Raw genomic sequence first — 21,459 nt, 5'->3', positions numbered from 1 at the left:
TGAAGCATATGGAAGCACTTGGATTAATCGAAAATAAAAGTTATCTCAGTTCCATTGTAGTGGCAGACACAGCTTTAAAGGCGGCAGATGTCAAATTAATTGACGTCGAGATAATCAAAGGTGGCTACGTCACCGTTCAATTAGTCGGCGATGTAGCAGCAGTGAAAGCTGCTGTAGAGGCAGGTGCTGAGTCAGTGAGGTCATTTGGTACATTGATTTCCAGCCATGTCATACCAAGAATGCATATGGAAACACATCAGTTAATTGAAAAGTCACCGAGGCATCAATCAGATCAGGACGCATCTGAGCAGGATCATGCACCAGCTGAACCAAAAAAGCTGCCGGAGGAACAAGCGGAAGATGAGAAGGAACACTCGGTAAGCGAGACTGACCGTGAAATTGTGGACCTAGCTGAATCACAGGATGCAGATCACAAGGAAGAAGCAACACCGTCACATGCATCTGATCAAGTTCAGGAAGCTCCGGTGCCTTCCCGCGAAGATCTGGAAAAGATGACGGTTGGCAAATTGCGACAGCTCGTCCGGGAAAGAAAAGCGATGGATGATAATACAAGGAATATTAAGTATGCAAGGAAAGCAGAACTGGTCAGCAGTCTGATTGAAGACGAAGCATTATATGACAATGATGTGAAAGGGTAAGACTTAAATCTTGCTCTTCATACAAAAATGGCCGGATTCTTGGATATTTTTGAAGAAAGCTTTGAACTTGGTATTAATATAAAATTTATAACTATTTTAAGGAGGAATTTATCATGGCAACAAACGCATTGGGAATGGTAGAAACAAAAGGGTTAGTAGGTTCAATAGAAGCAGCAGACGCAATGGTGAAAGCAGCAAACGTTACTTTGATGGGTAAAGAACAGATTGGCGCAGGGCTTGTAACGGTGCTTGTGAGCGGAGATGTAGGTGCAGTCAAAGCAGCTACAGATGCAGGAGCAGCGGCAGCAGACCGTGTAGGTGAACTGATTTCCGTACACGTCATCCCACGTCCGCATACTGAAGTTGGAGCCATTTTGCCAAAACAGCAAAGTGACGCAGAGTAACATCATAGGTGATAAGTAAGGCTGAGTTATAACTATATTCGACTGAAGAACAATCCACAATACTAGCTCCGTAAATATACGGAGACTCCTGGGGCTGCGCTAAATGCTCGCCCCACCGCAAAGATTTGCGGGAGAAAAGGCATCGGTGAGCCCCCAGATTGCTTTAATAATGAAGGCCGACTAAACCCGCACTTTGCGGGCAACGTCGGCATACCCCTTGTTGGGGCAAGGAGGCTCACCAGCAGCCCGCGGCAAAGAAGACACGCTGAAAACGACCAAAGGGAGTTTGAGAGATGTTGCACTTGTGCCCGTGATGAAAGCGAAGTATATTTCCGGAGCGAGTTATTAGCTCAAGTATAGGGATTAGGAATTATTTTGACTAAAGTTTTTATCTCAGTTTTTTTGGAGCGCAAGGAAAAGGAAGTGAAGCAATGGCAGTGCTGACAGAAAGCATATTGCGGAGCCGGTTTTTGAATGAACAATTAAATGGACCTGTCTTACAGCTTCCTAAAGGTACGATATTAACCCCTTCTGCGAAAAGCTATCTTCAGGAAAAAAGAATTGATGTTGAGTTTATAGAAAATAATAAAAAAGCGGAAAATCAAACAGTTGAAGTTATCAATTATGACCAGCTACAAGCCAGTACTACTGCAATGAAATACCGTGTAGTACAAGGTGGATACCTGGATGAGAAACCGGAGCACATGACAGCCCTTCATTCCAATCAGCTCGTTTACAAGGATCATCAGCGCATCATCTTTCGCGGAAAACTTGATTCACTGGAGGCGAAGATTATTGAAGCACAGTGGACAATATCAAAGAGCAGCCACGACAGTCTGGTTGATGATTTGTCGGAGGTGCTGACATTTGTCCGTCACATCCTGCGTGCTGAAGTACTGGAAAAAGAGCTTGGCGAATTTCGGCTGTTAAATATGGATGAAAAGGAAGTCCGCGACATGTCTCATCATCCCGAGAAATATTTTAACGATGGACATTTTACACCGGATTTTCAAATGGGGGCGGGAATCGTTGTTTTAAACGCGATACGTACCGCTGTCAGGGAAACAGAACTGACAGCTTATCAAACATTTAAAAAGGAAGACGGATCAACAGAGCGGGACGATATCATTTTGGCATTAAACAGACTGTCCTCCCTTTGCTATTGTTTGATGTTGAAATACAGGGCAGGTCAGTACACAACAGAGAAAAGGGGGTGAGGGGCTTGAATCAGCTTCTTACAGAAACGATAACGAACACAGTGAAAAAAGTCATGCTGGAAGAATCTTTTGTAGAAGTAGAGGCATCCGGCAGGCATGTTCATCTAAGCAGAGAAGCCATTGACTATTTGTTTGGAGAAGGATACCAGCTGACAAAAGGAAAAGAGCTCTCCCAGCCAGGTCAATTTGCCTGTAAAGAACGAATTACGGTTGCCGGCCCTAAAGGGAAATTTGAAAATGTGATTATACTGGGGCCTGAACGAAAGGCATCCCAAGTGGAAGTATCATTAACAGATGCGGTCACTTTAGGAAAACAAATTCCTGTCAGGGAAAGTGGAGACATAGAAGGAACACCAGGTGTCACCCTGATCCATAACGGCCGTCAATTGGAATTGGATACAGGATTAATTGTAGCGAAACGGCATATTCATGTTTCACCTGAAGACGCAGAAAAACTTCATGTAGACAATAAAGAAATTGTTCAGGTGAAGATATTCGGGGACCGATCACTGACTTTCGATGAGGTGGTTATTCGCATCCATCCAAACTACAAGACATACATGCATATTGATTTTGATGAAGCAAACGCATGCGGTTTTAAAAAAGGTGTGCTTGGAAAAATAATAAAGAAATCACCCGGAAACCAATCCGACTACAGCCGCGGAGAAGAAACAATCCGACGTACTATAACGGAACCCAAGCGGGGAGAGATGACCGAACTTAACCAAAAAATCATTACGGAAAGTGATTTGCAAAAACTGCTCTTACAAAAAATAACGAGAATAACAATCCCAACTGGCAGCATCGTTACCCCTCTTGCTAAAGACTATGTTCGTAAGCATAAATTTGAAATACTGCGATGCGAGGAGAATAAATAATGATAATCGGCGATGTGATTGGCTCAGTTTGGGCTACACGCAAGGATGAAAAACTAAATGGCCTGAAGCTCCTGGTTGTGAGGCCAAAATACACGAAGGATTTAAAGGATTCATTCGTAGCTGGTGATTTGGCAAGTGCCGGTGTCGGGGATACCGTGCTTGTAACTAAAGGAAGCAGCGCCAGAACGGCTTTTGGCAAGGAGAGAATTCCAATTGATTCCGTCATTGTCGGAGTCGTTGATTCAGTAGATATCAAGGAGGAATGAGTATTTTCATCTTTCAGGACTAGGAGGAAAAGGTATGGGAATAAATGAGATAGTAATTTACATTATGGTCATATTTATGATTGTAGGCGCAATAGATAAAATGTTTAAAAATAAGTTCGGACTTGGCCAGCACTTTGATGAGGGTTTAATGGCAATGGGTTCTCTGGCACTAGCCATGATCGGTATTATCGTTATGGCACCAGTAATTGCTGACGTACTCAGTCCGGTCATCGTTCCAATTTATACTTTCCTTGGAGCAGATCCGGCCATGTTTGCCGGCAGCTTGTTAGCAATTGATATGGGAGGATTGCAGCTGGCTCAGGAAATGGCACTTAATAATGACGCCGCCATGTTTTCAGGCGTAATACTGGGAGCGATGATGGGGGCTACGATTGTATTCTCCATTCCTGTATCACTCGGGATTATTAGAAAAGAAGATCAGCGTTTTCTTGCTACAGGAATGCTGGCAGGGTTTATCGCGATACCTGTTGGCGCTATCATCGGTGGATTAGTTGCAGGCTATTCCTTTGGTATGGTTATTATGAATTTAATCCCAATATTTATTTTGGCTGCACTTGTTATTTTGGGATTATGGAAAATTCCTGAAAGAATGATTAGAGGCTTTACGATCTTTGGTCATGGTGTCGTTATCGTAGCGACTGCGGGTCTGGCCATAGGTATTATTGATGTGCTGACAGGGCTTACTGTTATACCGGGAATCGCCCCACTCTCGGAAGGTATAGAAGTTGTAGGAAGTATTGCGATCGTTTTAGCTGGTGCCTTTGTTATGGTTGAAGTGATCACAAGAGTATTTAAAAAACCTTTAATGCAAGTTGGTAAACTTCTCGGAATGAACGAAATTGCGGCAGCTGGAATGGTAGCAACACTTGCAAATAATATTGCCATGTTTAACCTGATGAAGGATATGGATAACCGTGGAAAAATTATTAACGTGGCCTTTTCCGTACCGGCAGCTTTTGTGCTTGGTGACCATTTGGGATTTGCAGCAGGTGTAGCCAGAGAAATGATTTTCCCGATGATTGTCGGTAAGCTCGCCGGTGGTATATTTGCCATATTTATAGCGATCATTATCGCAAATATGATATTAGGAAAACAAGATAAAAAAGCTGCAGCTAGTTCTTAATTGGGAATGGGAACACGAAAAGAAAAGCCCAACTAGGGAAAGTAGGGATGAACGTATGAAGGAAGACAAGCAGCGGTTTATACAGGAATTTGTCCCCGGAAAACAGATTACACTGAGCCATTTGATCGCAAACCCGGATGAAGATATGTTTGAAAAGCTTGGTGTACAGCAGGCAGGTGCACTCGGTATTCTCACCTTAACACCGAGTGAATCGGTGATTATTGCCGGGGATCGTGCGACAAAGGCGGCAAACGTCGATATCGGATTTTTGGATCGTTTTACCGGAAGCCTGGTTCTTGTTGGCAGTGTATCTGAAGTGGAAACAGCCCTTAGTGAAGTAAACCGCTTTTTAGAAGATGTGCTTGCATTTACCCCAGCAAATATAACTAAATCCTAATAGATTGGGGGACTTGTTTTGCAAACAAAAAACCGGGCCATGATGCTTGGAGGAATCGATGCAGGGAAAACAACGCTAACAGATGCCTTGCTCGGAAAAGATCAAAAATCCAAGAAAATAAAAACCCAATCCTTAATATATGATGACTGGATTGTTGACACGCCAGGGGAATATACGGAAAATCCATTACATTACAGGAGCATTATGGCAACGTCCATGGAAATCACCCATGTTATATTTGTCCAGGATGCCACCAATGAAAAATCGATATTTGCACCTGGCTTCAGCTCAGGTCTTAACAAATTGGCTATTGGTGCAGTCACCAAAGCAGAGCATGAAAATGCGAACATTGACCGTGCCGTCAAGTTATTGAAAAAAGCAATGGTAACAGGGCCGATTGTCATCACCTCAGCCTACACGGGGCAAGGAGTTGGCATGATTCATGATCTGGCCCAACTAAACTCTATGAAAGAAATGAAGGCATACGCTGAGAATAACAAATCCGAGCACATCATTTTCCATGAAACAATCAGAAATTGATTTTTACGATAGGGGCTCCCCTAGCGTAACAGAGAAGTTGGAGGTGTAGTCATGGACAGGGAATTTGTGGAAAAGGTAACAAGGATGGTCATATCCACACTTGAAGATATGAAGGAAAACGGATTATATCCTGAACAGAAAGCTGTGAAAATGTGGCCACATGAAAGTCCACTGCCAGATCCTGTTGTAATGGCACATGTAAAGGAAGAAGCACCGGGAAATATGGAAAGATCCGTAACCATTTCTCCCTATATTTAAGTAACTTTTGATGAAAGAAAGGAGTATGTCCCTTGAAATTAGACAAAGATTTACTTTCCGTACAGGAAATGAGAGATTCAGTACAGAAAGCAAAAGAAGCACAGGAAGAGTTCATGACATTTTCCCAATGGAAGATAGACTCCATTATAGAAGCTGTAGCAAAAGCTGCATACAGCAAATCACAGGAATTAGCCAAGCTGGCAGTTGAGGAAACGGGCATGGGTGTAGTGGAACATAAAGTGATGAAAAATCATGTTGGTTCCATGGATGTGTACAACTCCATTAAAAATGAAAAGACAATCGGCGTCATCCATGAAGATACCACCAATAAAGTAAAGGAAATCGCTTATCCATTCGGTGTTGTTGCAGCTATTATTCCAACGACCAACCCGACATCGACCGCTATGTTTAAAACACTGATTTCCCTAAAGGCGGGAAATGCCATAGTGGTAAGTCCGCATCCGCGTGCGAAAAGATGTACCGTGGAAACATTAAAAGTTTGTAGACAGGCAGCTATTGATGCAGGTGCACCGGACGGACTGATCGGCTGGATCACAGAACCGAGCATGGAAGCAACCAACCAGCTGATGACCCATAGAGATGTGAATCTGATTCTATCTACAGGGGGAGGCGGATTGGTAAAAGCCGCATACAGCTCCGGAAAACCGGCTTATGGTGTTGGTCCGGGAAATGTTCCTGTATATATTGAAAAAACAGCTGATGTGAAAAAATCAGTAAAAATGATAGTAGATAGTAAAACATTTGATAATGGTACGATTTGTGCAACAGAACAAGCAATAGTAGTAGATAGAAGTGTTAAAGACACAGCAGTACGGGAATTAAAAAATAACGGCTCTTATATACTAAACCAAGAAGAAAAAGAAAAGATGGAGAAGTTAATTTCTCCGGCACCTGGGAAAATTAATCCTGACATTGTAGGCAAAGCAGCAGTAACCATTGCAGAAATGGCCGGTATCAGCGTTCCTGCAGACACTAGACTGCTTATCGCTGAAGAAGACCAAGTTGGTAAAGAAGTTCCATTCTCCTTGGAAAAACTTGCTCCCGTGTTTGCAATGTATACAGCAGGCAGCCAGGATGAGGCTAAAGCAAGGAGTCTCGAATTGTTAAATCTTGGCGGAAGAGGCCACAGCTTTGCACTGCATACCAATGATGACAAAGTGGTAGAGGAGTTTGGCGCAGCAATGCCTGTTTCCCGTGTGCTTGTAAACACACTCTCCTCGATTGGCGCAGTAGGAGCAACAACTGCACTAGCACCTTCCATGACCCTAGGCTGTGGTGCTTATGGCGGAAATATCAGCTCTGACAATATCACTGCCCGTCATATGTTTAATGTGAAAAGAGTAGCCCATGCGATTAAGGATGTTGAAGTACCGAAACCGGGAAGCGGCGGAGTTAGCTCAGGCCAAGTTAACAACCTGAATAGTATGGTAAAAGATGCGTTCCTTAACTCAGACGCAGGAAATAGTGAATCGATTGATACAGATAAAATAGAATCGCTTGTAAAACAAGTATTAAGGGAATATCAAAACAAATAATGAAGGAGGAATTTTAAATGGCAAACGTAAATGGTGCATTAGGAATGGTGGAAACAAAAGGATTGGTAGGTTCAATTGAGGCTGCAGACGCAATGGTAAAGGCAGCAAATGTTAATCTAATCGGAAAAGAGCAAATTGGAGCAGGACTGGTAACTGTCCTTGTTAGCGGTGATGTAGGTGCAGTGAAAGCAGCTACTGAAGCAGGCAGTGAAGCAGCGCGCCGTGTCGGAGAACTGGTTTCCGTTCATGTGATCCCTCGTCCTCATAATGAATTGGGCAGCATCCTTCCCGAGTAATAAAGTGATTTTTTAAAAAAGGCGGGGTCCTCTCCGCTGGTAAAAGAAATCTTGGATGAAAGGCCGGGGCGGCATTACTTTGCCCCCGGTCAAGAATCAAGGAGGAGATTAAAGGATGTCCATATTTAAAAGAAGGAAATTTGCAGTAATCGGAGCAGGGTTTACAGGAACAACAACAGCTTTCCTGCTCGCACAAAAGGAAATGGGTGACGTTGTACTGGTTGATATACCAGATCAAGAAAACCCGACAAAAGGAAAAGCACTTGATATGCTGGAGGCAGGCCCCGTGGAAAAATTCAACGGGCATGTAAAGGGAACTTCTGATTACGCAGAAATTAAAAACGCAGACATGGTGATTATCACAGCAGGTGTAGCCAGAAAACCCGGCATGAGCCGTGATGACCTTGTGGCTATCAATTCCGGTATCATGGCAGATGTATCGAAAAATATTGTAAAATATGCGCCGGACAGCTATATTCTTGTTTTAAGCAACCCGGTGGACGCCATGACTTATACATGCTTTAAAACAACCGGTTTCCCTAAAAATCGGGTGATCGGGCAATCCGGTGTACTTGATACAGCTCGCTTCAATACTTTTGTAGCAGAAGAATTGAATGTGGCACCACAAGATGTGACCGGATTTGTACTTGGCGGACACGGAGACAGCATGGTACCATTGATTCGCTATTCCAACGCAGGCGGCATTCCGATCAGCAATTTGCTGCCTAAGGAAAAAGTGGATGCTATTGTAGAGCGCACCAGAAAAGGCGGGGGAGAAATCGTTAACCTGCTAGGTAACGGCAGCGCCTATTACGCCCCAGCTGCTTCTCTGGTAGAAATGGCAGAAGCAATTGTCTATGATAAGAAACGTATCCTGCCGTCCATTGCGTATTTGGAAGGCGAATACGGATATCAAAATATTTATTTAGGCGTTCCTACTATACTTGGCGCAAATGGTATAGAAAGTGTAATCGAACTTCCACTGACTGATGACGAGCAGCAGCAGCTGAATCGTTCGGCTGAAGATGTGAAGAATGTGATCAGTAAGCTAGGTTTGAATGAATAAAAATTAGTAAACAAAAAGCAAGCAAGGATATTTTAATATCTTTGCTTGCTTTTAAACTTCGGGAATCCTTTCCCTGCTAGACGTTCTCGAGTATATGAAAGGTGAAAAATCATCAATAATATATCAAATAGCATAACCCTGTTTCAGAGATGCTCTAAAAAAACGCTCTTAATCATTCAAAATAGATCCACCGATTTCCCCCCATCCTGTTAAAATTACTGGCCAGGATGCTATGGATTGTAACTGTTCAGGTAAACCATTCCAATTCGACCGCTTCAGCTACGACCGTCTCCTCCTCGGATATTCCCATCTTGCCCGGCTCATCAGTTTGCGCAATTCGTCTCTCGCTTCGGCAATTTCAGGATAATTGAAGCCAAGTGCCTCACGAATGACGAAAACTACACGCTCTGTCTGTGTCAACCTCTGAATAATCGGAATCATCCAATCCATTAGGCGTCTATGTTTCCCTTCATGTTTTTTAAATCTAAGCACCCGCAGCCCATATACTGCTGCGGACAAATTTACTGTAGACCCATTCGTTGGCAAGATATTAAATGCGGAGTTATCAGTAAAAATATTGGGTCAATCACAATTCATGGGAAATTAGTTTTATAAATACCTGTAAAATCCCAGTTTGGGGCTGGTTGTGATGATCACTTTCCCGTACTTTGTTCATGAACCAAAATATTTATAAAATTAAATTCCTTGTCATTTACTTCCAGCTCAAATCCTATAAAAACCCCACAAGCAGCCCTGGAATTACCCTTGATATTGGAAACAAAATTGGACCTAAGAACGCACCGAATAGCGTTAGTTTAGCGAATTAATTGTCCCTGCAGTCACAAAATGGGCTGAAAATACAAATGACAAAAAGTAAAGTAAGCATCAAATAAATCCCCACTATTATTATAGTATATTTAACCATGAAGAAGCCTTATGCTGAGCGCAATTGCTGACTAAGCAGTCGCGCCCAGTTCTTCACTAAAAAAACGTGAAGTTATATTGAAAAGGGGTCCCTCAGGGATTAATCGTACATTATAGCTTTCCCTTGTTCTCGTAACTTTTTAAATGACTGCGGCATGAATGTTCACCGAATCTATTGCCGCTGCTAAACAATCTTTAGTTTTCTTCCACTTCTAAATGAAGCCTGTTTGCCTGCTGGATCTCTTCCTTTTCCAACTCACGCATGTCGATTTCCTCTTCATCGCTGGAGAGCATCTTCACATCCATGCCAAGACTTTGAAGCTCTTTAATGAGTACTTTAAATGATTCAGGAACACCTGGTTCTGGTAAATTATCACCTTTCACGATTGCTTCATATGTCTCCACACGTCCAACTGTATCATCTGATTTAACAGTTAAGATTTCTTGGAGTGTATAGGCAGCACCATATGCTTCTAACGCCCAAACTTCCATCTCACCAAAACGCTGTCCGCCAAATTGTGCTTTGCCACCGAGCGGCTGCTGTGTTACGAGAGAGTATGGTCCCGTTGAACGAGCGTGCAGTTTATCGTCAACCATATGTGCAAGCTTAATCATATACATGACACCTACAGATATACGGTTGTCAAAAGCTTCTCCTGAGCGGCCATCATAAAGAACACTTTTCGCATCTCTTGGCATGCCGGCTTCATCAAGAGTTTCCCAAACATCTTCCTCTGTTGCTCCATCAAATACCGGACTTGCTACATACAGCCCGAGCTGTCTGGCAGCCATTCCTAAATGCAGCTCAAACACCTGTCCGATGTTCATACGTGATGGTACCCCTAATGGGTTCAACATAATATCGATAGGTGTACCGTCTGGCAAGAATGGCATATCCTCTTCCGGTAAAATCTTGGAGATAACCCCTTTGTTACCGTGACGGCCTGCCATTTTATCTCCTTCGTTAATCTTACGTTTTTGAACGATATATACACGAACAAGCTGATTCACACCTGGTGATAACTCATCGCCATCTTCACGATTAAAGATTTTCACATCTGAGACAATGCCATCACCGCCATGAGGAACACGTAAGGATGTATCTCTTACTTCACGTGCTTTCTCACCGAAAATCGAATGTAATAAGCGCTCTTCTGCTGATAGCTCCGTCATTCCTTTCGGTGTTACTTTTCCTACAAGAATATCACTGTCCGTTACTTCTGCACCGACTCGGATAATCCCTTGTTCATCAAGGTTTTTAAGTGCATCTTCCCCAATATTAGGAATATCTCTGGTAATTTCTTCTGGTCCAAGTTTTGTATCACGAGATTCCGATTCAAATTCTTCAATATGAATGGAAGTATATACATCATCTTTTACAAGACGCTCACTCATAATAATGGCATCTTCGTAGTTATAACCTTCCCAAGTCATAAAGGCTACAAGAACGTTTTGACCTAATGCTAATTCGCCGTCATCCATAGAAGGACCATCAGCAAGAACCTCTCCTTTTGTTACACGGTCTCCTCTTGAAACAATCGGACGCTGATTATAACAAGTACCTTGGTTGGAGCGTTTGTATTTTTGTAAACCGTAACGATCCACATCGCCTTCTAGTTCTTTGCCATTCACCTCAGAAATACGACGTACAATAACGGTTTTCGCATCCACACGTTCTACAATTCCATCATGACGGCAAATAACAGCCGCACCAGAATCTTTCCCATTTACATACTCCATACCTGTTCCGACGATCGGTGCCTTTGGATTCATCAAAGGAACTGCCTGGCGTTGCATGTTTGCTCCCATTAGCGCACGGTTGGAGTCATCATTTTCCAAGAATGGAATACATGCAGTCGCAGCGGATACTACCTGCTTTGGTGATACGTCCATATAATCGATTCTATCGCGAGATACAATGATGTTATCTTCACGGAAACGGGCTATTACTTCCTCATTTACAAAGAAGTTATCATCATCTAACTGTGAATTTGCCTGTGCAACGATATAATTATCTTGTTCATCCGCTGTGAGATAATCGAATGTATTCGTTACTTTTCCGGTCTCAGGGTCAACACGCCGATATGGTGATTCAATAAAACCAAATTTATTCACTCGTGCATAACTGGATAGGGAGTTGATCAAACCGATGTTCGGACCCTCCGGCGTTTCGATCGGGCACATACGGCCGTAGTGTGAGTAGTGAACGTCACGCACTTCAAACCCAGCACGCTCACGGGTCAAACCGCCAGGCCCGAGTGCAGACAGACGGCGTTTATTTGTCAGCTCTGCCAGCGGGTTCGTCTGATCCATAAATGTAGACAGCTGTGAGCTTCCAAAGAACTCCTTGATTGAAGCAGTCACAGGACGAATATTGATCAATTGCTGTGGTGTAACACTGGAAGTATCCTGTATGGACATTCTTTCACGCACAACACGTTCCATACGCGACAGACCGATACGGAATTGATTTTGCAATAATTCCCCGACAGAACGGATTCTGCGGTTTCCAAGGTGGTCGATATCATCCGTATTCCCAACTCGATGCAATAGGTTAAAAAAGTAGCTGATTGCTGATAAAACATCAGCAGGTGTTATGTTCTTGATGCTTTTTTCAACATTTCCATTGCCGATGATATTAAGCTCCCGCTTGCCGCTTGAATCAGTTGGATCTGTAATTTTAATAGATTGAAGAGAAATTTCATCGTCAAGAACCCCGCCGTGAGGTTCAAGCAGCTTTTCGCCAAGCTTTTCTTCTTTATCTAAATAAGGGATCAGTTTGTTCAGCAATTTACGTTCAAGCTTATCGCCCTTTTCTGCTAGAACTTCACCAGTGTCAGGATCGGCAATTGTTTCAGCCAGAACCTGATTGAACAGACGGTTTTTGATATGCAGCTTTTTATTTATTTTATAACGACCGACATGTGCCAGGTCGTAACGTTTTGGGTCGAAAAAGCGGGATACCAATAAGCTTTTAGCATTTCCAACTGTTGGAGGTTCTCCCGGGCGCAGCCGTCCATAGATTTCCAGCAGCGCTTTTTCAGTGGTTTCCGTATTATCTTTTTCAAGCGTGTTCTTAAGGTATTCATTATCTCCGATCAAATCGATAATTTCCTGATCTGTCCCGAATCCAAGCGCACGCAAAAGCACAGTGATCGGAAGCTTGCGTGTTCGGTCGATCCGGACATGAACGACATCTTTCGCATCTGTTTCAAATTCCAGCCATGCACCACGGTTTGGAATTACAGTTGCGGTAACCCCTCTTTTTCCATTTTTATCGATTTTTTCGTTATAGTAGACACTTGGTGAACGCACTAGCTGTGATACAATAACACGCTCTGCTCCATTGATAATAAATGTTCCTGTGTCTGTCATTAATGGGAAGTCACCCATAAACACTTCTTGTTCCTTTACTTCTCCGGTTTCATTATTAATTAAACGAATCTTCACTCGAAGGGGAGCATTGTATGTCACGTCTCTTTCTTTTGCTTCGTCTACAGGATATTTCGGATCACCCAAGCTATAATCCACAAATTCAAGTGATAGATTTCCTGTAAAGTCTTCAATTGGGGAGATGTCCTGAAACATCTCTCTTAAACCCTCTTCTAAAAACCATCCATAAGAAGCGGTTTGAATCTCGATTAGGTTAGGTAATTCTAACACTTCATTAATACGTGCATAGCTCCGGCGTTGGCGGTGTCGCCCATACTGAACTAGTTGACCTGTCAACTGCTTCACCCCTTAAATCAAATATTTTCACAGATGTTAATATCTGTTTAATGTGGAAGTAATATTAAAAATCTGGATAATCGCTAACTGCTAATGTCGACAGCATAAGTTGTACATAATACTAAAATATTTTTAGCATATTGCTGAAAAGCTAATTTCGGTTGCAGTTTTCGATTCCTGTGGCACTTCTTTCTCTAATCTTCAGCACACACGCTTCGATGTCATACCCACTTCCCCAGAATTCAGGATCGAATACAGGAATACGAACAACAGCATTTTGATGGCCGATATGCAACATAGCCATTTCCCCAATAGGCTGGTTATTTTCTTGCAAACATATGATGAAATCGATCCTGCTAATGTATGTTGATATGTTCTCAAATCAATTTTGAACTCCTAAATGACTAAATACGGTCTGGCTTCCTGTTAGTTTTCTGCCTCCCTTAGCCCAAAGAGTAGTATGGAAAAATCCAAATCTTCATTCTTTTTTGACCTTAAATAGAACCTCCTCCCTTCCAGGAATTTAATTGGCTCATATCGTTCCGTGTTTTTCAGGTTTATCACCTTCCTATTAATTCAGCACTAAACCAATTCATTCACCTGTTTAGCTGATTATTACTACTTCTGCAATATTCTTTCCTTTGTACTAACGTACTAAACCCTCCCAAAAATATTAAAAATAAGTGTTGACAAAAAGGACCGAATGTTATATAATTTAAAATAGGATACCTGTATATAAAATTAATAAATTTTGGGTGTATCTATATTAATTTATCATAGTTTTTAATAACAATCAATGCATTTATACAATGTATTTTTTACGATCGGCACAGAAACATTTCTTCATTTCAATAACCTTCATGGAATTATATCGTATGGAAACCATCAAGGGAGACAAGCATAATGAGATCTCTTGACGGGAAATGTTTTATGTTATCCTCTTGATTTTAGGGACTTATTTAATAAATAATATATTTGCTTGTATCTGAAAGTGAAAATGAAGCGACGGATATTTGCTTGCTTATGATGCTAAAGTATCTTGTTGCCCCGTATTTACTTTCCTTCCCCTGGCTAACGTTATATTTAAATCTCATTCCGACCAGCCTTGTCCAAAACTGTCTCATAATAAGCCGCAAAAGTAGCTTCCGGATTGTCACTCCGCAAAAAAGACATATGTGCACAACTATTAAATCCCCATGCATAAAAATCTTTTATCCCATTATTCCATCCTGTTTCTACAGCTTTTTTAACATCTCCTTCATTTCCATCTTCAATACGGAAATTCTGAATATATAATTGTGGTTTTGTTCCGGTTCTCTCCGCAATGTCCACGGCTGCTTTTACATAAAAATTCACGAAATCCTCTGCTGCATAATTCGATCCTACCCAATAAGGATCAGTTGCAAATATTTCCACGGCCTCAAGACCCGCAGCCTTTTCCCACTCCGGCGGAACGATCAGCCTTTTCCTGTTTGGAAAAAAGCATACAATATTTCTCACCTTCAGCCCAAGCGCATACCCGGATAACTCATCCAGAAAATTAATCATTACATCCTTGCGAAAATTTTCGATATCCTTATTCCACTCTATAGGCATATCATAATCGTACCATTTCCCGAACGAAGCCCGGCAAGCCTCACACCAGCAAGTCCATTCATAATCTTCAATAAAATACCAGCCGCCCTGACCTGCCCAATGCGGCTCATCCCAAAGAATGTAATCAGCACCCATTTCATTGACCGCATCTACCCATTCCTTCATAAATCTGCGGAAATCCGGATGATTAAAACAAGCTTGTGGCAGCCTTTTCCCTTCCTGTGTTACCTGACATGCTTCTGGATGATGAATATGAAACTCCGAAAAAGCTTCACCGCCAAATACCAAACCAATGGACCAGGGACTTACGGTTACAGTAAATCCCATACTTTTGGAAAGCTGAATAATGTCTTTCATTGTGTCCCGGTAAAATTTCAGATCATTCTCAGAGACAGTATGCAAAATATCAGTGAATCCTTTTTCCTTCAGCTCTTCCAAATCCTTTTCCACATGCTGAATCATACGGTTGCCAAAATAACTTGCACCCATCGTTACCATTTCTTTTGCCTCCTAAAGTCAGCCTTTCAAAGCCCCGGCTGTTAATCCCTTGATAAAGTGTTTTGAAGCAATTAAATAAAAAATCAGCGGCGGTAAAATGGCAATCGTCAGTGCCGCAAAAGCTGTTGGCCAGTCAGACTGATACTGTCCAAAAAATGTAGCCAACCCAAGTGGCAATGGTTTTAAATTCTCACTGCTAATAAAAATCAGCGGGAAGAAGAATTCATTCCAAATAGGTATAAAATTAAATATCGCTACTGTTGCAAGTGCCGGCCGAAGTAATGGTACCCATATCGAAAATAAAATCCGACTGTCAGAGGCGCCGTCAATATGGGCGGATTCCTCCAATTCCCTAGGCAATTCCGCCATAAATCCTGCGATGATAAATACGGATATAGGAATCGTCATCGCAATGTAAATCAATATTAAAGCCCAAAGCGTGTCGAACAATCCTAATCCATTTACAACCTGATAAAGATTCACTGTAGCTAATCTGGTTGGAAGCATGGCTCCAATGATAAAGTAGAAATATATTATCCGGTTTCCAAAAAAGGAGAACCTTGATAAAGGATAGCTAGCCATCACCGTTACGACCAGAAGAATAAACAATGAAACAAGGGTAATAAAAATGCTGTTCCGAAAAAATATCGGAAAGTTTCCAGTCTGAAACACATATTTATAACCCTCAAAATTAAGTTCAGTTGGTAATCCAAACGGGTTAACGAGTACTTCCATATTTGTTTTCAAGGAAGTGATGATCATAACAAACAAGGGGTAGACCACTACAATGGCTGCAATGATTAGAAAGAGATAGGCAAACAAATCCAATAGTCTGTCCTTTTTTCCTTTCACCATATCAGTTTTCCCCCTTCTTTCTTACATAGGACAGATACAAAAACGCGCCAATCGCAAAGGCGATAAACAGGAAAGTCATGGTGGCAATGGTGGCGCCGAGTCCCATTTGCGGCATTTGACCACCCGCTCCGCCAAATGCGGTCCGGTAGAAAAATGTACCCAATACATCCACAGCATAGTTCGGTCCCCCGGTGGAACCAACCATCGAATAAACAAGGTCAAATTGATTGAATACACCCATATACGTCATGATGGTAACGATGCCAATAACCGGCACCAAAGGCGGTAAAATAACACCTTTAAAAACTTGCCAAGCGTTGGCCCCGTCAATTTTGGCAGATTCAAACTGTTCTTCCGGAATGCCCTGGATACCTGCGACAAATAACATCACCATCAAACCTGTATACTGCCATGCATTTACGAGCGCAACTGTTGGCAGCGCTAAACTTTCAGAACCTAACCAGGCACGTGTCCAGTTTTCCAAGCCAACCGCACTTAAAATTTCATTAACAACACCAATATTCGGGTTAAGCATGATGGACCATACAAAACCGATCATCAATAATGATAATGTGACAGGAATAAAGATCACCGTTCGAAAAAAGCCGGTCAGTTTCAAACCTCGCGTCAGAGCAAGCGCCAATAGAAGCGCTGTTACATTTTGAAAAACCATCGTATACGCAAAAAATTCAAATGTATTTCCTACTGCATTAAAAAAACGCTCATTATACGGGGATTCAAAAAGCAACCGATAGAAGTTATCAAAACCTATAAAAGTCATGTCTCCGATCCCGGAAAATTCATAAAAAGATACTCTCATCGACAAAATAAGGGGAATGAGCATAAACCCTGAGTAAATTAAGAATGCTGGCAAAATAAACCATAATAACTTCTTCTTGAATTTCACGGTGCTTCCCCCTTTCATCTGGTTATCCTTTGAGACTGGGACAGAACGCTGAGTAAGCATTGAAAATATAAATAATCCACCAAGTTAGCTCCGGGAATATACGTAGACGTCCTGCGGGAGGAAAGGCATCGGTGAGACCCCACAGTGCGACAATAATGAAGGCCGACTAAAACCGCCCTTTGCGGGCAACGTCGGCATACCCCTTGTCGGGGCAAGGAGGCTAACCAGCCGCCAGCGGAAAGCGAAGTATATTTCCGGAGCGGATTTTAAGCGCAATTTTAAGGATATTCGGATTTTTGATAACTAAAATTGTTTTGTCCCAGCCACGTACAAATTTACTGAAAAGGTTCATACCAGGAAGATAACCCTTCCTGCATATTTTCTGCAGCTTCTTCCGGGCTTAATGCCCCTTGTAAAAGTTGAGAAATATTTTCCATCTGCAGTGTACCCATCGTTGGATCCCCGGCGTTTAAGCCTTCAAAAGCGAGTCCGACAGCGTAATTCTCATCATTCTCTCCGCCAGCTTCCAGCCATTTTCTGTTTGTAGGATCTTCAATTTGATCCAATGGAATATCACCTGGCGGAAATTGACCCGGAAGCAGATTGAGAGTTAATGCTTGGGCATCCTCACTCATCAGCCAGTTCAGAAAAATTCTTGCTTCCTCCTGATGTTCCGACCCAGCATTAATGCCAAGCCCGGCACCGCCGTTAAAGCCGATCCATTTTTGATCACCGCTGTTTTCTACAGGAGATGCGAACATATCAATGTCAAACGTGATTTCATCCTGATCAAGGTCAGTCAGTGCCCAGGAACCGGTTACCCAAATGGCAGCATTTTCCGCCATGAATATTTGCAAAGCGTCTACATAACCAAGTCCTTCCATGTTTTCCGGCATATAGTCCGCCCATTGAACAAGATTATCAAGAAAATCAACATACGCTGTATCTGTTAAACTATTTTCTCCAGCAAGTAATCCTTCTCTCCATTCTTCCCCGCCGACAAAGCTCGGATAAAATCCGCTCCCGACAATCTCATCTATCACCCAATCATCTGCCGTGCCAAGTGCTAATGGTGTTATACCTTCCTGATTAATATCTTCCAAGAGGGCATAGAATTCATCCCATGTTTCTGGTTCATCCCAGCCATTTTCCTCAAACATCGTTTTGTTATAAAGGAAACCATAGGATACAAAATTAAATGGCATGGCATATAACTCATCTGTCTCACCAGAAGTGTAAATATCTTTCTGGATGTCATCCACTGCCGCGAGATTTTCAATATCCGCTTCCGTTAGCACTTCCAGGTGCCCGGCATCGTATATATTCTCGCCAAGGGAAAAAGGCCTTACAAAGAAAATATCCGCCGCTGTGTCTGTACTCAGCTGCGTATTTAATGCTGAATCATACTCCGGTGCTGTAGTAGGGTCAAAATTGATATGGATATCCGGGTATGCTTCGTTAAAAGCTGCTATTATTTCATCAAATTCCTCTGTATCACCGCTTCTCCAACTGAAAATATCCAATGTGACTTCCTCATTTCCGCCAGCCCCCGTGGTTTCGTCAGTATCATTTTCTGTTTCAGACCCAGCATCTTCATCGTTGCCACAAGCAGTAAAAACGAATAAGCTTGCCATAAACAGAAAGGCTAATGATTTCTTCATACATGTATGCCTCCTTTATTTATAATCATCTAGATTAATACCGCTCTACTTGAAATTTCTTCAAATAAAGCTGGTTTGCTGCAAGTAAGTCGTCCAGTAACCTGTCCGCGACCTCGAATGCCCCAACGAGCGGGTGAATTGTTAAGGCTTGAATGGCTTTGCCCCTGTCTCCATGGACAGCAGCTTCCACCGTCAGTTCTTCATAGGCATTTACGACCTGCAAAAGCCCTCTTATTTGCGGGGAAATGTTTTGATCATCTACCTGCAAAGGAATAACCCGATTTTTTTCCACCACGCAATTCACTTCCACACATGCCGCATCAGGCAAGCAAGTAATTGCCCCGTTATTGCTTACATTTAAAGTGTGAATGCTTCCTGAGTTCAAATGGATGGATGTAATTAAATTTACGGCAGCCTCGGAATAAAAAGCACCTCCTCTTTTTTCCAGCAATTTCGGTTTTTCTGCTAATCTAGGGTCGGCATATATCTGAAACAGCTCTTTTTCAAGCTTCATTACCTCGTCCGCCCTTGTGGTTCCTTTTTCAAAATGTTCCTTTTGCTGTTTCAATATCCTGTCTGTCTGGTAATAATATCGATGGTATCCGGATGGGATAGCTCCAAGACTTTGCAGAAACCCTGGGTCCCAATTAAATGCAGGAATATTTTCTGCCTGATAGGTCATTTTCCTGCCTGATAAAACGTCTTGTAATTTCGATTCGCCATTGATAAAAAAATCAACAATCCAATTCAAATGATTAATTCCCGCAAAGTCTATACTTACGGCGTCCATGGACACGTCATAGTATTCAGCAAATTTTTTGTGAAAGTTAATAGGATTATTGCAAAGTCCTACCGTTTTCACATTGCTGTACCTTAAAATTGCTTCAGTTACGATGCCTGCCGGATTGGTGAAATTAAGCAGCCATGCTTCCGGTGCCAGATCTTCCATATCCCGGCATATATCCAGCATCACGGGAATCGTCCGGAGTGCTTTCATAAAACCTCCGGCTCCAGTTGTTTCCTGGCCGATCAGACCATGCTTACTTGGAATATACTCGTCCTGTTTTCTCATCTCCAGTTGGCCAACACGAATTTGTGTAATGACATAATCAGCATTTTCGATGGCTTTTCTTCTATCTAAAGTAGAGTAAACTTTAAAGGGACGACCAGTCTTATTAACCATTCTATTCGTCAAGTGATGAATTATATCCATTTTTTCTTTTCCTTCTTCAATATCACATAGCCATACTTCTTCCAATGAGAGAAGGGAGGCATTGGATATGAACCCTTCTATTAATTCGGGGGTGTAGGAAGAGCCGCTTCCAATTACGGTGATTTTAGTTTTGTTCATCTGCATCACTGCCTTTCGTTACAGATGGAAGAGATTGAATCAGGTTCTGCCTCACTTTTTCTTCATCGACAACGTCCCCAATAGCCAATAAACTTGAACCGATGACCGGTTCCACTTTTAATAGTTTCACCTTTGCATTCAAATTTGTTTTGCCTAGCTTAGATAAAAATGCACGATACATCAGATCATTTTTGGACTTTGTCAGGACACTGCCCGCGAGCACAAGGCTGAATGACGCTGAAGACAGCTTCATTTTTTCAGCTAATGCTGCAGTGGATAAAACCAACTCCTCCGCCTGTCTTTCTATTAATTGAGAGGCGGGCTCATCCCCTTTTTCTGCAGCTGAAAAGAGCAGTGGCGTTAAATGGACCGGTATACTCTTTTTATTTATAAGATAGTATGCATACATGGCGTTCATATGTTTAAAGCCAAGTTTATTTAATACAAGGTGCGTCAGCAGTGTTTCAGGTTCCCTGCCTTCTGTACTGCGAATGACCAGCCTGAAGATTTCTTTGGATAATTGATGCCCTCCGCCAAAATCTCCAAATGCATAGCCATAGCCGCCCACTTGATAAATATTGCCCTCCCTGTCCCTGCCGATGGCATTTGTCGCAGTGCCGCAAATAATTGTTATTCCTGCAAAAGCAGGGTCAGCTGCCCTCAGTGCAATTAACCCGTCATTATAAATAGCGTATTTGTCAAAGCCTAAATTCTGAAGCATCGTATGGATGATTTTAAAGTCATTCGCAGTGTCTGCTCCAGCCAGACCAAAACAGGAACGGAAAAGCATGCTTTGTTTTATGCCGGCGGATTTAAGCGCTTCTTCTGTTGCTGTTTTTAACTCAAATTCCGCAGCTTCCCGGCTGATTTGATGATTACAGTTTCCTGTAAGCCCAAACCCTAATATGACTCCTTCTTTGTCAGTAATAATAGCAACTGTTTTTGTTCCTCCTCCATCGACTGCCAGATAGTAAGCCACTCCTCCCACCCTCTTTCTATCATTTTATCGCGGTTAACTGGCTGGCCGACAAAAACGCCACGTCCTGTGGCCTTGTCGGCACTAGCACGTCCTGTGCGTCGTAAGACTCCCACTTTAAGAATGAAGGAAACATGAAAATGCTAAGCGGGAGATCTAACAGCCAGTAACGGCCCGATTCGTTCAACTAACATTTGTATGAAAACACTTATGAAAATTGCTCTAAAAAGACAACAGGAAAGCAGCTCTCTCAAATTTGATTTTTTGAGAAAATAAAATTG

The 21,459-nt window shown here is 42.3% G+C and carries 20 protein-coding genes and 1 pseudogene; 12 read left to right on the top strand and 9 right to left on the bottom strand.

Features of this window, described 5'->3' with window-relative positions:
* Nucleotides 1-8: 8 nt before the first annotated feature.
* The 12 genes and pseudogenes from ACDX78_RS06975 (at nucleotide 9) to mdh (ending at nucleotide 8,681) form a co-directional block, all read left to right on the top strand.
* A complete protein-coding gene (locus ACDX78_RS06975; protein WP_486026674.1) occupies nucleotides 9-659 on the top strand; it encodes a BMC domain-containing protein in 651 nt (216 codons plus the stop codon).
* Nucleotides 660-772: 113 nt separating this feature from the next.
* Nucleotides 773-1,063 carry a BMC domain-containing protein gene (locus tag ACDX78_RS06970; RefSeq protein ID WP_486026483.1) on the top strand — a complete coding sequence of 97 codons (291 nt, stop codon included), beginning with the start codon at nucleotides 773-775 and terminating at the stop codon, nucleotides 1,061-1,063.
* Nucleotides 1,064-1,494: 431 nt separating this feature from the next.
* Nucleotides 1,495-2,280: a cobalamin adenosyltransferase gene (locus ACDX78_RS06965; protein ID WP_486026481.1), complete on the top strand. Its 786-nt coding sequence runs from the start codon at nucleotides 1,495-1,497 to the stop codon at nucleotides 2,278-2,280.
* A 5-nt stretch (nucleotides 2,281-2,285) separates the two neighbouring features.
* Nucleotides 2,286-2,915: pseudogene (gene eutD, locus ACDX78_RS06960) on the top strand (ethanolamine utilization phosphate acetyltransferase EutD); the annotation flags it as partial.
* Between the two features lie 242 nt (nucleotides 2,916-3,157).
* Nucleotides 3,158-3,424, top strand: a complete 267-nt coding sequence (locus ACDX78_RS06955; protein WP_486026479.1) for a EutN/CcmL family microcompartment protein — start codon at nucleotides 3,158-3,160, stop codon at nucleotides 3,422-3,424.
* Nucleotides 3,425-3,458: 34 nt separating this feature from the next.
* A complete protein-coding gene (gene eutH, locus ACDX78_RS06950; protein WP_486026477.1) occupies nucleotides 3,459-4,568 on the top strand; it encodes an ethanolamine utilization protein EutH in 1,110 nt (369 codons plus the stop codon).
* 55 nt (nucleotides 4,569-4,623) lie between these two features.
* Entirely contained in the window at nucleotides 4,624-4,965 is a 342-nt protein-coding gene (gene eutS, locus ACDX78_RS06945) for an ethanolamine utilization microcompartment protein EutS (RefSeq protein WP_486026475.1), read from the top strand.
* 18 nt (nucleotides 4,966-4,983) lie between these two features.
* Nucleotides 4,984-5,505 (top strand): EutP/PduV family microcompartment system protein, encoded by a 522-nt coding sequence (locus ACDX78_RS06940; RefSeq protein WP_486026473.1) that lies wholly within the window; start codon nucleotides 4,984-4,986, stop codon nucleotides 5,503-5,505.
* A 51-nt stretch (nucleotides 5,506-5,556) separates the two neighbouring features.
* Nucleotides 5,557-5,763, top strand: a complete 207-nt coding sequence (locus tag ACDX78_RS06935; protein WP_486026471.1) for a hypothetical protein — start codon at nucleotides 5,557-5,559, stop codon at nucleotides 5,761-5,763.
* 32 nt (nucleotides 5,764-5,795) lie between these two features.
* Nucleotides 5,796-7,319: an aldehyde dehydrogenase family protein gene (locus ACDX78_RS06930; RefSeq protein WP_486026469.1), complete on the top strand. Its 1,524-nt coding sequence runs from the start codon at nucleotides 5,796-5,798 to the stop codon at nucleotides 7,317-7,319.
* Between the two features lie 17 nt (nucleotides 7,320-7,336).
* Nucleotides 7,337-7,615, top strand: coding sequence for a BMC domain-containing protein (locus ACDX78_RS06925; RefSeq protein ID WP_164214824.1), 279 nt, complete (start codon nucleotides 7,337-7,339; stop codon nucleotides 7,613-7,615).
* A gap of 115 nt (nucleotides 7,616-7,730) precedes the next feature.
* Complete coding sequence (gene mdh / locus ACDX78_RS06920) at nucleotides 7,731-8,681, top strand: malate dehydrogenase (protein ID WP_486026466.1); 951 nt, start codon at nucleotides 7,731-7,733, stop codon at nucleotides 8,679-8,681.
* Between the two features lie 279 nt (nucleotides 8,682-8,960).
* Here mdh and ACDX78_RS06915 read toward each other — a convergent pair whose 3' ends face one another.
* The 9 genes from ACDX78_RS06915 to ACDX78_RS06875 all read right to left on the bottom strand — a co-directional run bounded on the left by ACDX78_RS06915 (nucleotide 8,961) and on the right by ACDX78_RS06875 (nucleotide 21,181).
* A complete protein-coding gene (locus ACDX78_RS06915; RefSeq protein WP_486026465.1) occupies nucleotides 8,961-9,131 on the bottom strand; it encodes a hypothetical protein in 171 nt (56 codons plus the stop codon).
* Between the two features lie 669 nt (nucleotides 9,132-9,800).
* Nucleotides 9,801-13,334 carry a DNA-directed RNA polymerase subunit beta gene (gene rpoB / locus ACDX78_RS06910; protein ID WP_486026463.1) on the bottom strand — a complete coding sequence of 1,178 codons (3,534 nt, stop codon included), beginning with the start codon at nucleotides 13,332-13,334 and terminating at the stop codon, nucleotides 9,801-9,803.
* A 151-nt stretch (nucleotides 13,335-13,485) separates the two neighbouring features.
* Nucleotides 13,486-13,638: a hypothetical protein gene (locus ACDX78_RS06905; RefSeq protein WP_486026461.1), complete on the bottom strand. Its 153-nt coding sequence runs from the start codon at nucleotides 13,636-13,638 to the stop codon at nucleotides 13,486-13,488.
* 779 nt (nucleotides 13,639-14,417) lie between these two features.
* Entirely contained in the window at nucleotides 14,418-15,428 is a 1,011-nt protein-coding gene (locus ACDX78_RS06900) for a hypothetical protein (protein ID WP_486026460.1), read from the bottom strand.
* An 18-nt stretch (nucleotides 15,429-15,446) separates the two neighbouring features.
* Nucleotides 15,447-16,283 (bottom strand): carbohydrate ABC transporter permease, encoded by an 837-nt coding sequence (locus ACDX78_RS06895; RefSeq protein ID WP_486026458.1) that lies wholly within the window; start codon nucleotides 16,281-16,283, stop codon nucleotides 15,447-15,449.
* A 1-nt stretch (nucleotide 16,284) separates the two neighbouring features.
* Complete coding sequence (locus ACDX78_RS06890; protein WP_486026456.1) at nucleotides 16,285-17,190, bottom strand: carbohydrate ABC transporter permease; 906 nt, start codon at nucleotides 17,188-17,190, stop codon at nucleotides 16,285-16,287.
* A 335-nt stretch (nucleotides 17,191-17,525) separates the two neighbouring features.
* The gene (locus tag ACDX78_RS06885; protein WP_486026455.1) at nucleotides 17,526-18,851 is read right to left on the bottom strand and encodes an ABC transporter substrate-binding protein; all 1,326 of its coding nucleotides are present in this window, start codon (nucleotides 18,849-18,851) and stop codon (nucleotides 17,526-17,528) included.
* A gap of 34 nt (nucleotides 18,852-18,885) precedes the next feature.
* Complete coding sequence (locus ACDX78_RS06880; RefSeq protein ID WP_486026453.1) at nucleotides 18,886-20,202, bottom strand: 6-phospho-beta-glucosidase; 1,317 nt, start codon at nucleotides 20,200-20,202, stop codon at nucleotides 18,886-18,888.
* A complete protein-coding gene (locus tag ACDX78_RS06875) occupies nucleotides 20,189-21,181 on the bottom strand; it encodes an N-acetylglucosamine kinase (RefSeq protein ID WP_486026451.1) in 993 nt (330 codons plus the stop codon). Before ACDX78_RS06875 ends, ACDX78_RS06880 begins: the two co-directional genes overlap by 14 nt.
* Nucleotides 21,182-21,459: the final 278 nt, after the last annotated feature.

Origin of the sequence: Virgibacillus oceani (genome assembly GCF_041521345.1) — a bacterium.
Lineage (GTDB): Bacteria > Bacillota > Bacilli > Bacillales > Amphibacillaceae > Virgibacillus_N > Virgibacillus_N oceani_A.
Note: the sequence above shows the minus strand (reverse complement) of the source record. Positions and strands in the feature narration are given on the sequence as shown.

Coding starts and splice junctions, on each gene's coding strand:
- ACDX78_RS06975 (WP_486026674.1), top strand. CDS start 9: ATGGAAGCACTTGGATTAATCGAAAATAAAAGTTATCTCAGTTCCATT.
- ACDX78_RS06970 (WP_486026483.1), top strand. CDS start 773: ATGGCAACAAACGCATTGGGAATGGTAGAAACAAAAGGGTTAGTAGGT.
- ACDX78_RS06965 (WP_486026481.1), top strand. CDS start 1,495: ATGGCAGTGCTGACAGAAAGCATATTGCGGAGCCGGTTTTTGAATGAA.
- ACDX78_RS06955 (WP_486026479.1), top strand. CDS start 3,158: ATGATAATCGGCGATGTGATTGGCTCAGTTTGGGCTACACGCAAGGAT.
- eutH (WP_486026477.1), top strand. CDS start 3,459: ATGGGAATAAATGAGATAGTAATTTACATTATGGTCATATTTATGATT.
- eutS (WP_486026475.1), top strand. CDS start 4,624: ATGAAGGAAGACAAGCAGCGGTTTATACAGGAATTTGTCCCCGGAAAA.
- ACDX78_RS06935 (WP_486026471.1), top strand. CDS start 5,557: ATGGACAGGGAATTTGTGGAAAAGGTAACAAGGATGGTCATATCCACA.
- ACDX78_RS06925 (WP_164214824.1), top strand. CDS start 7,337: ATGGCAAACGTAAATGGTGCATTAGGAATGGTGGAAACAAAAGGATTG.
- mdh (WP_486026466.1), top strand. CDS start 7,731: ATGTCCATATTTAAAAGAAGGAAATTTGCAGTAATCGGAGCAGGGTTT.
- ACDX78_RS06915 (WP_486026465.1), bottom strand. CDS start 9,131: ATGGATTGGATGATTCCGATTATTCAGAGGTTGACACAGACAGAGCGT.
- ACDX78_RS06905 (WP_486026461.1), bottom strand. CDS start 13,638: ATGGCTATGTTGCATATCGGCCATCAAAATGCTGTTGTTCGTATTCCT.
- ACDX78_RS06900 (WP_486026460.1), bottom strand. CDS start 15,428: ATGGTAACGATGGGTGCAAGTTATTTTGGCAACCGTATGATTCAGCAT.
- ACDX78_RS06895 (WP_486026458.1), bottom strand. CDS start 16,283: ATGGTGAAAGGAAAAAAGGACAGACTATTGGATTTGTTTGCCTATCTC.
- ACDX78_RS06885 (WP_486026455.1), bottom strand. CDS start 18,851: ATGAAGAAATCATTAGCCTTTCTGTTTATGGCAAGCTTATTCGTTTTT.
- ACDX78_RS06880 (WP_486026453.1), bottom strand. CDS start 20,202: ATGAACAAAACTAAAATCACCGTAATTGGAAGCGGCTCTTCCTACACC.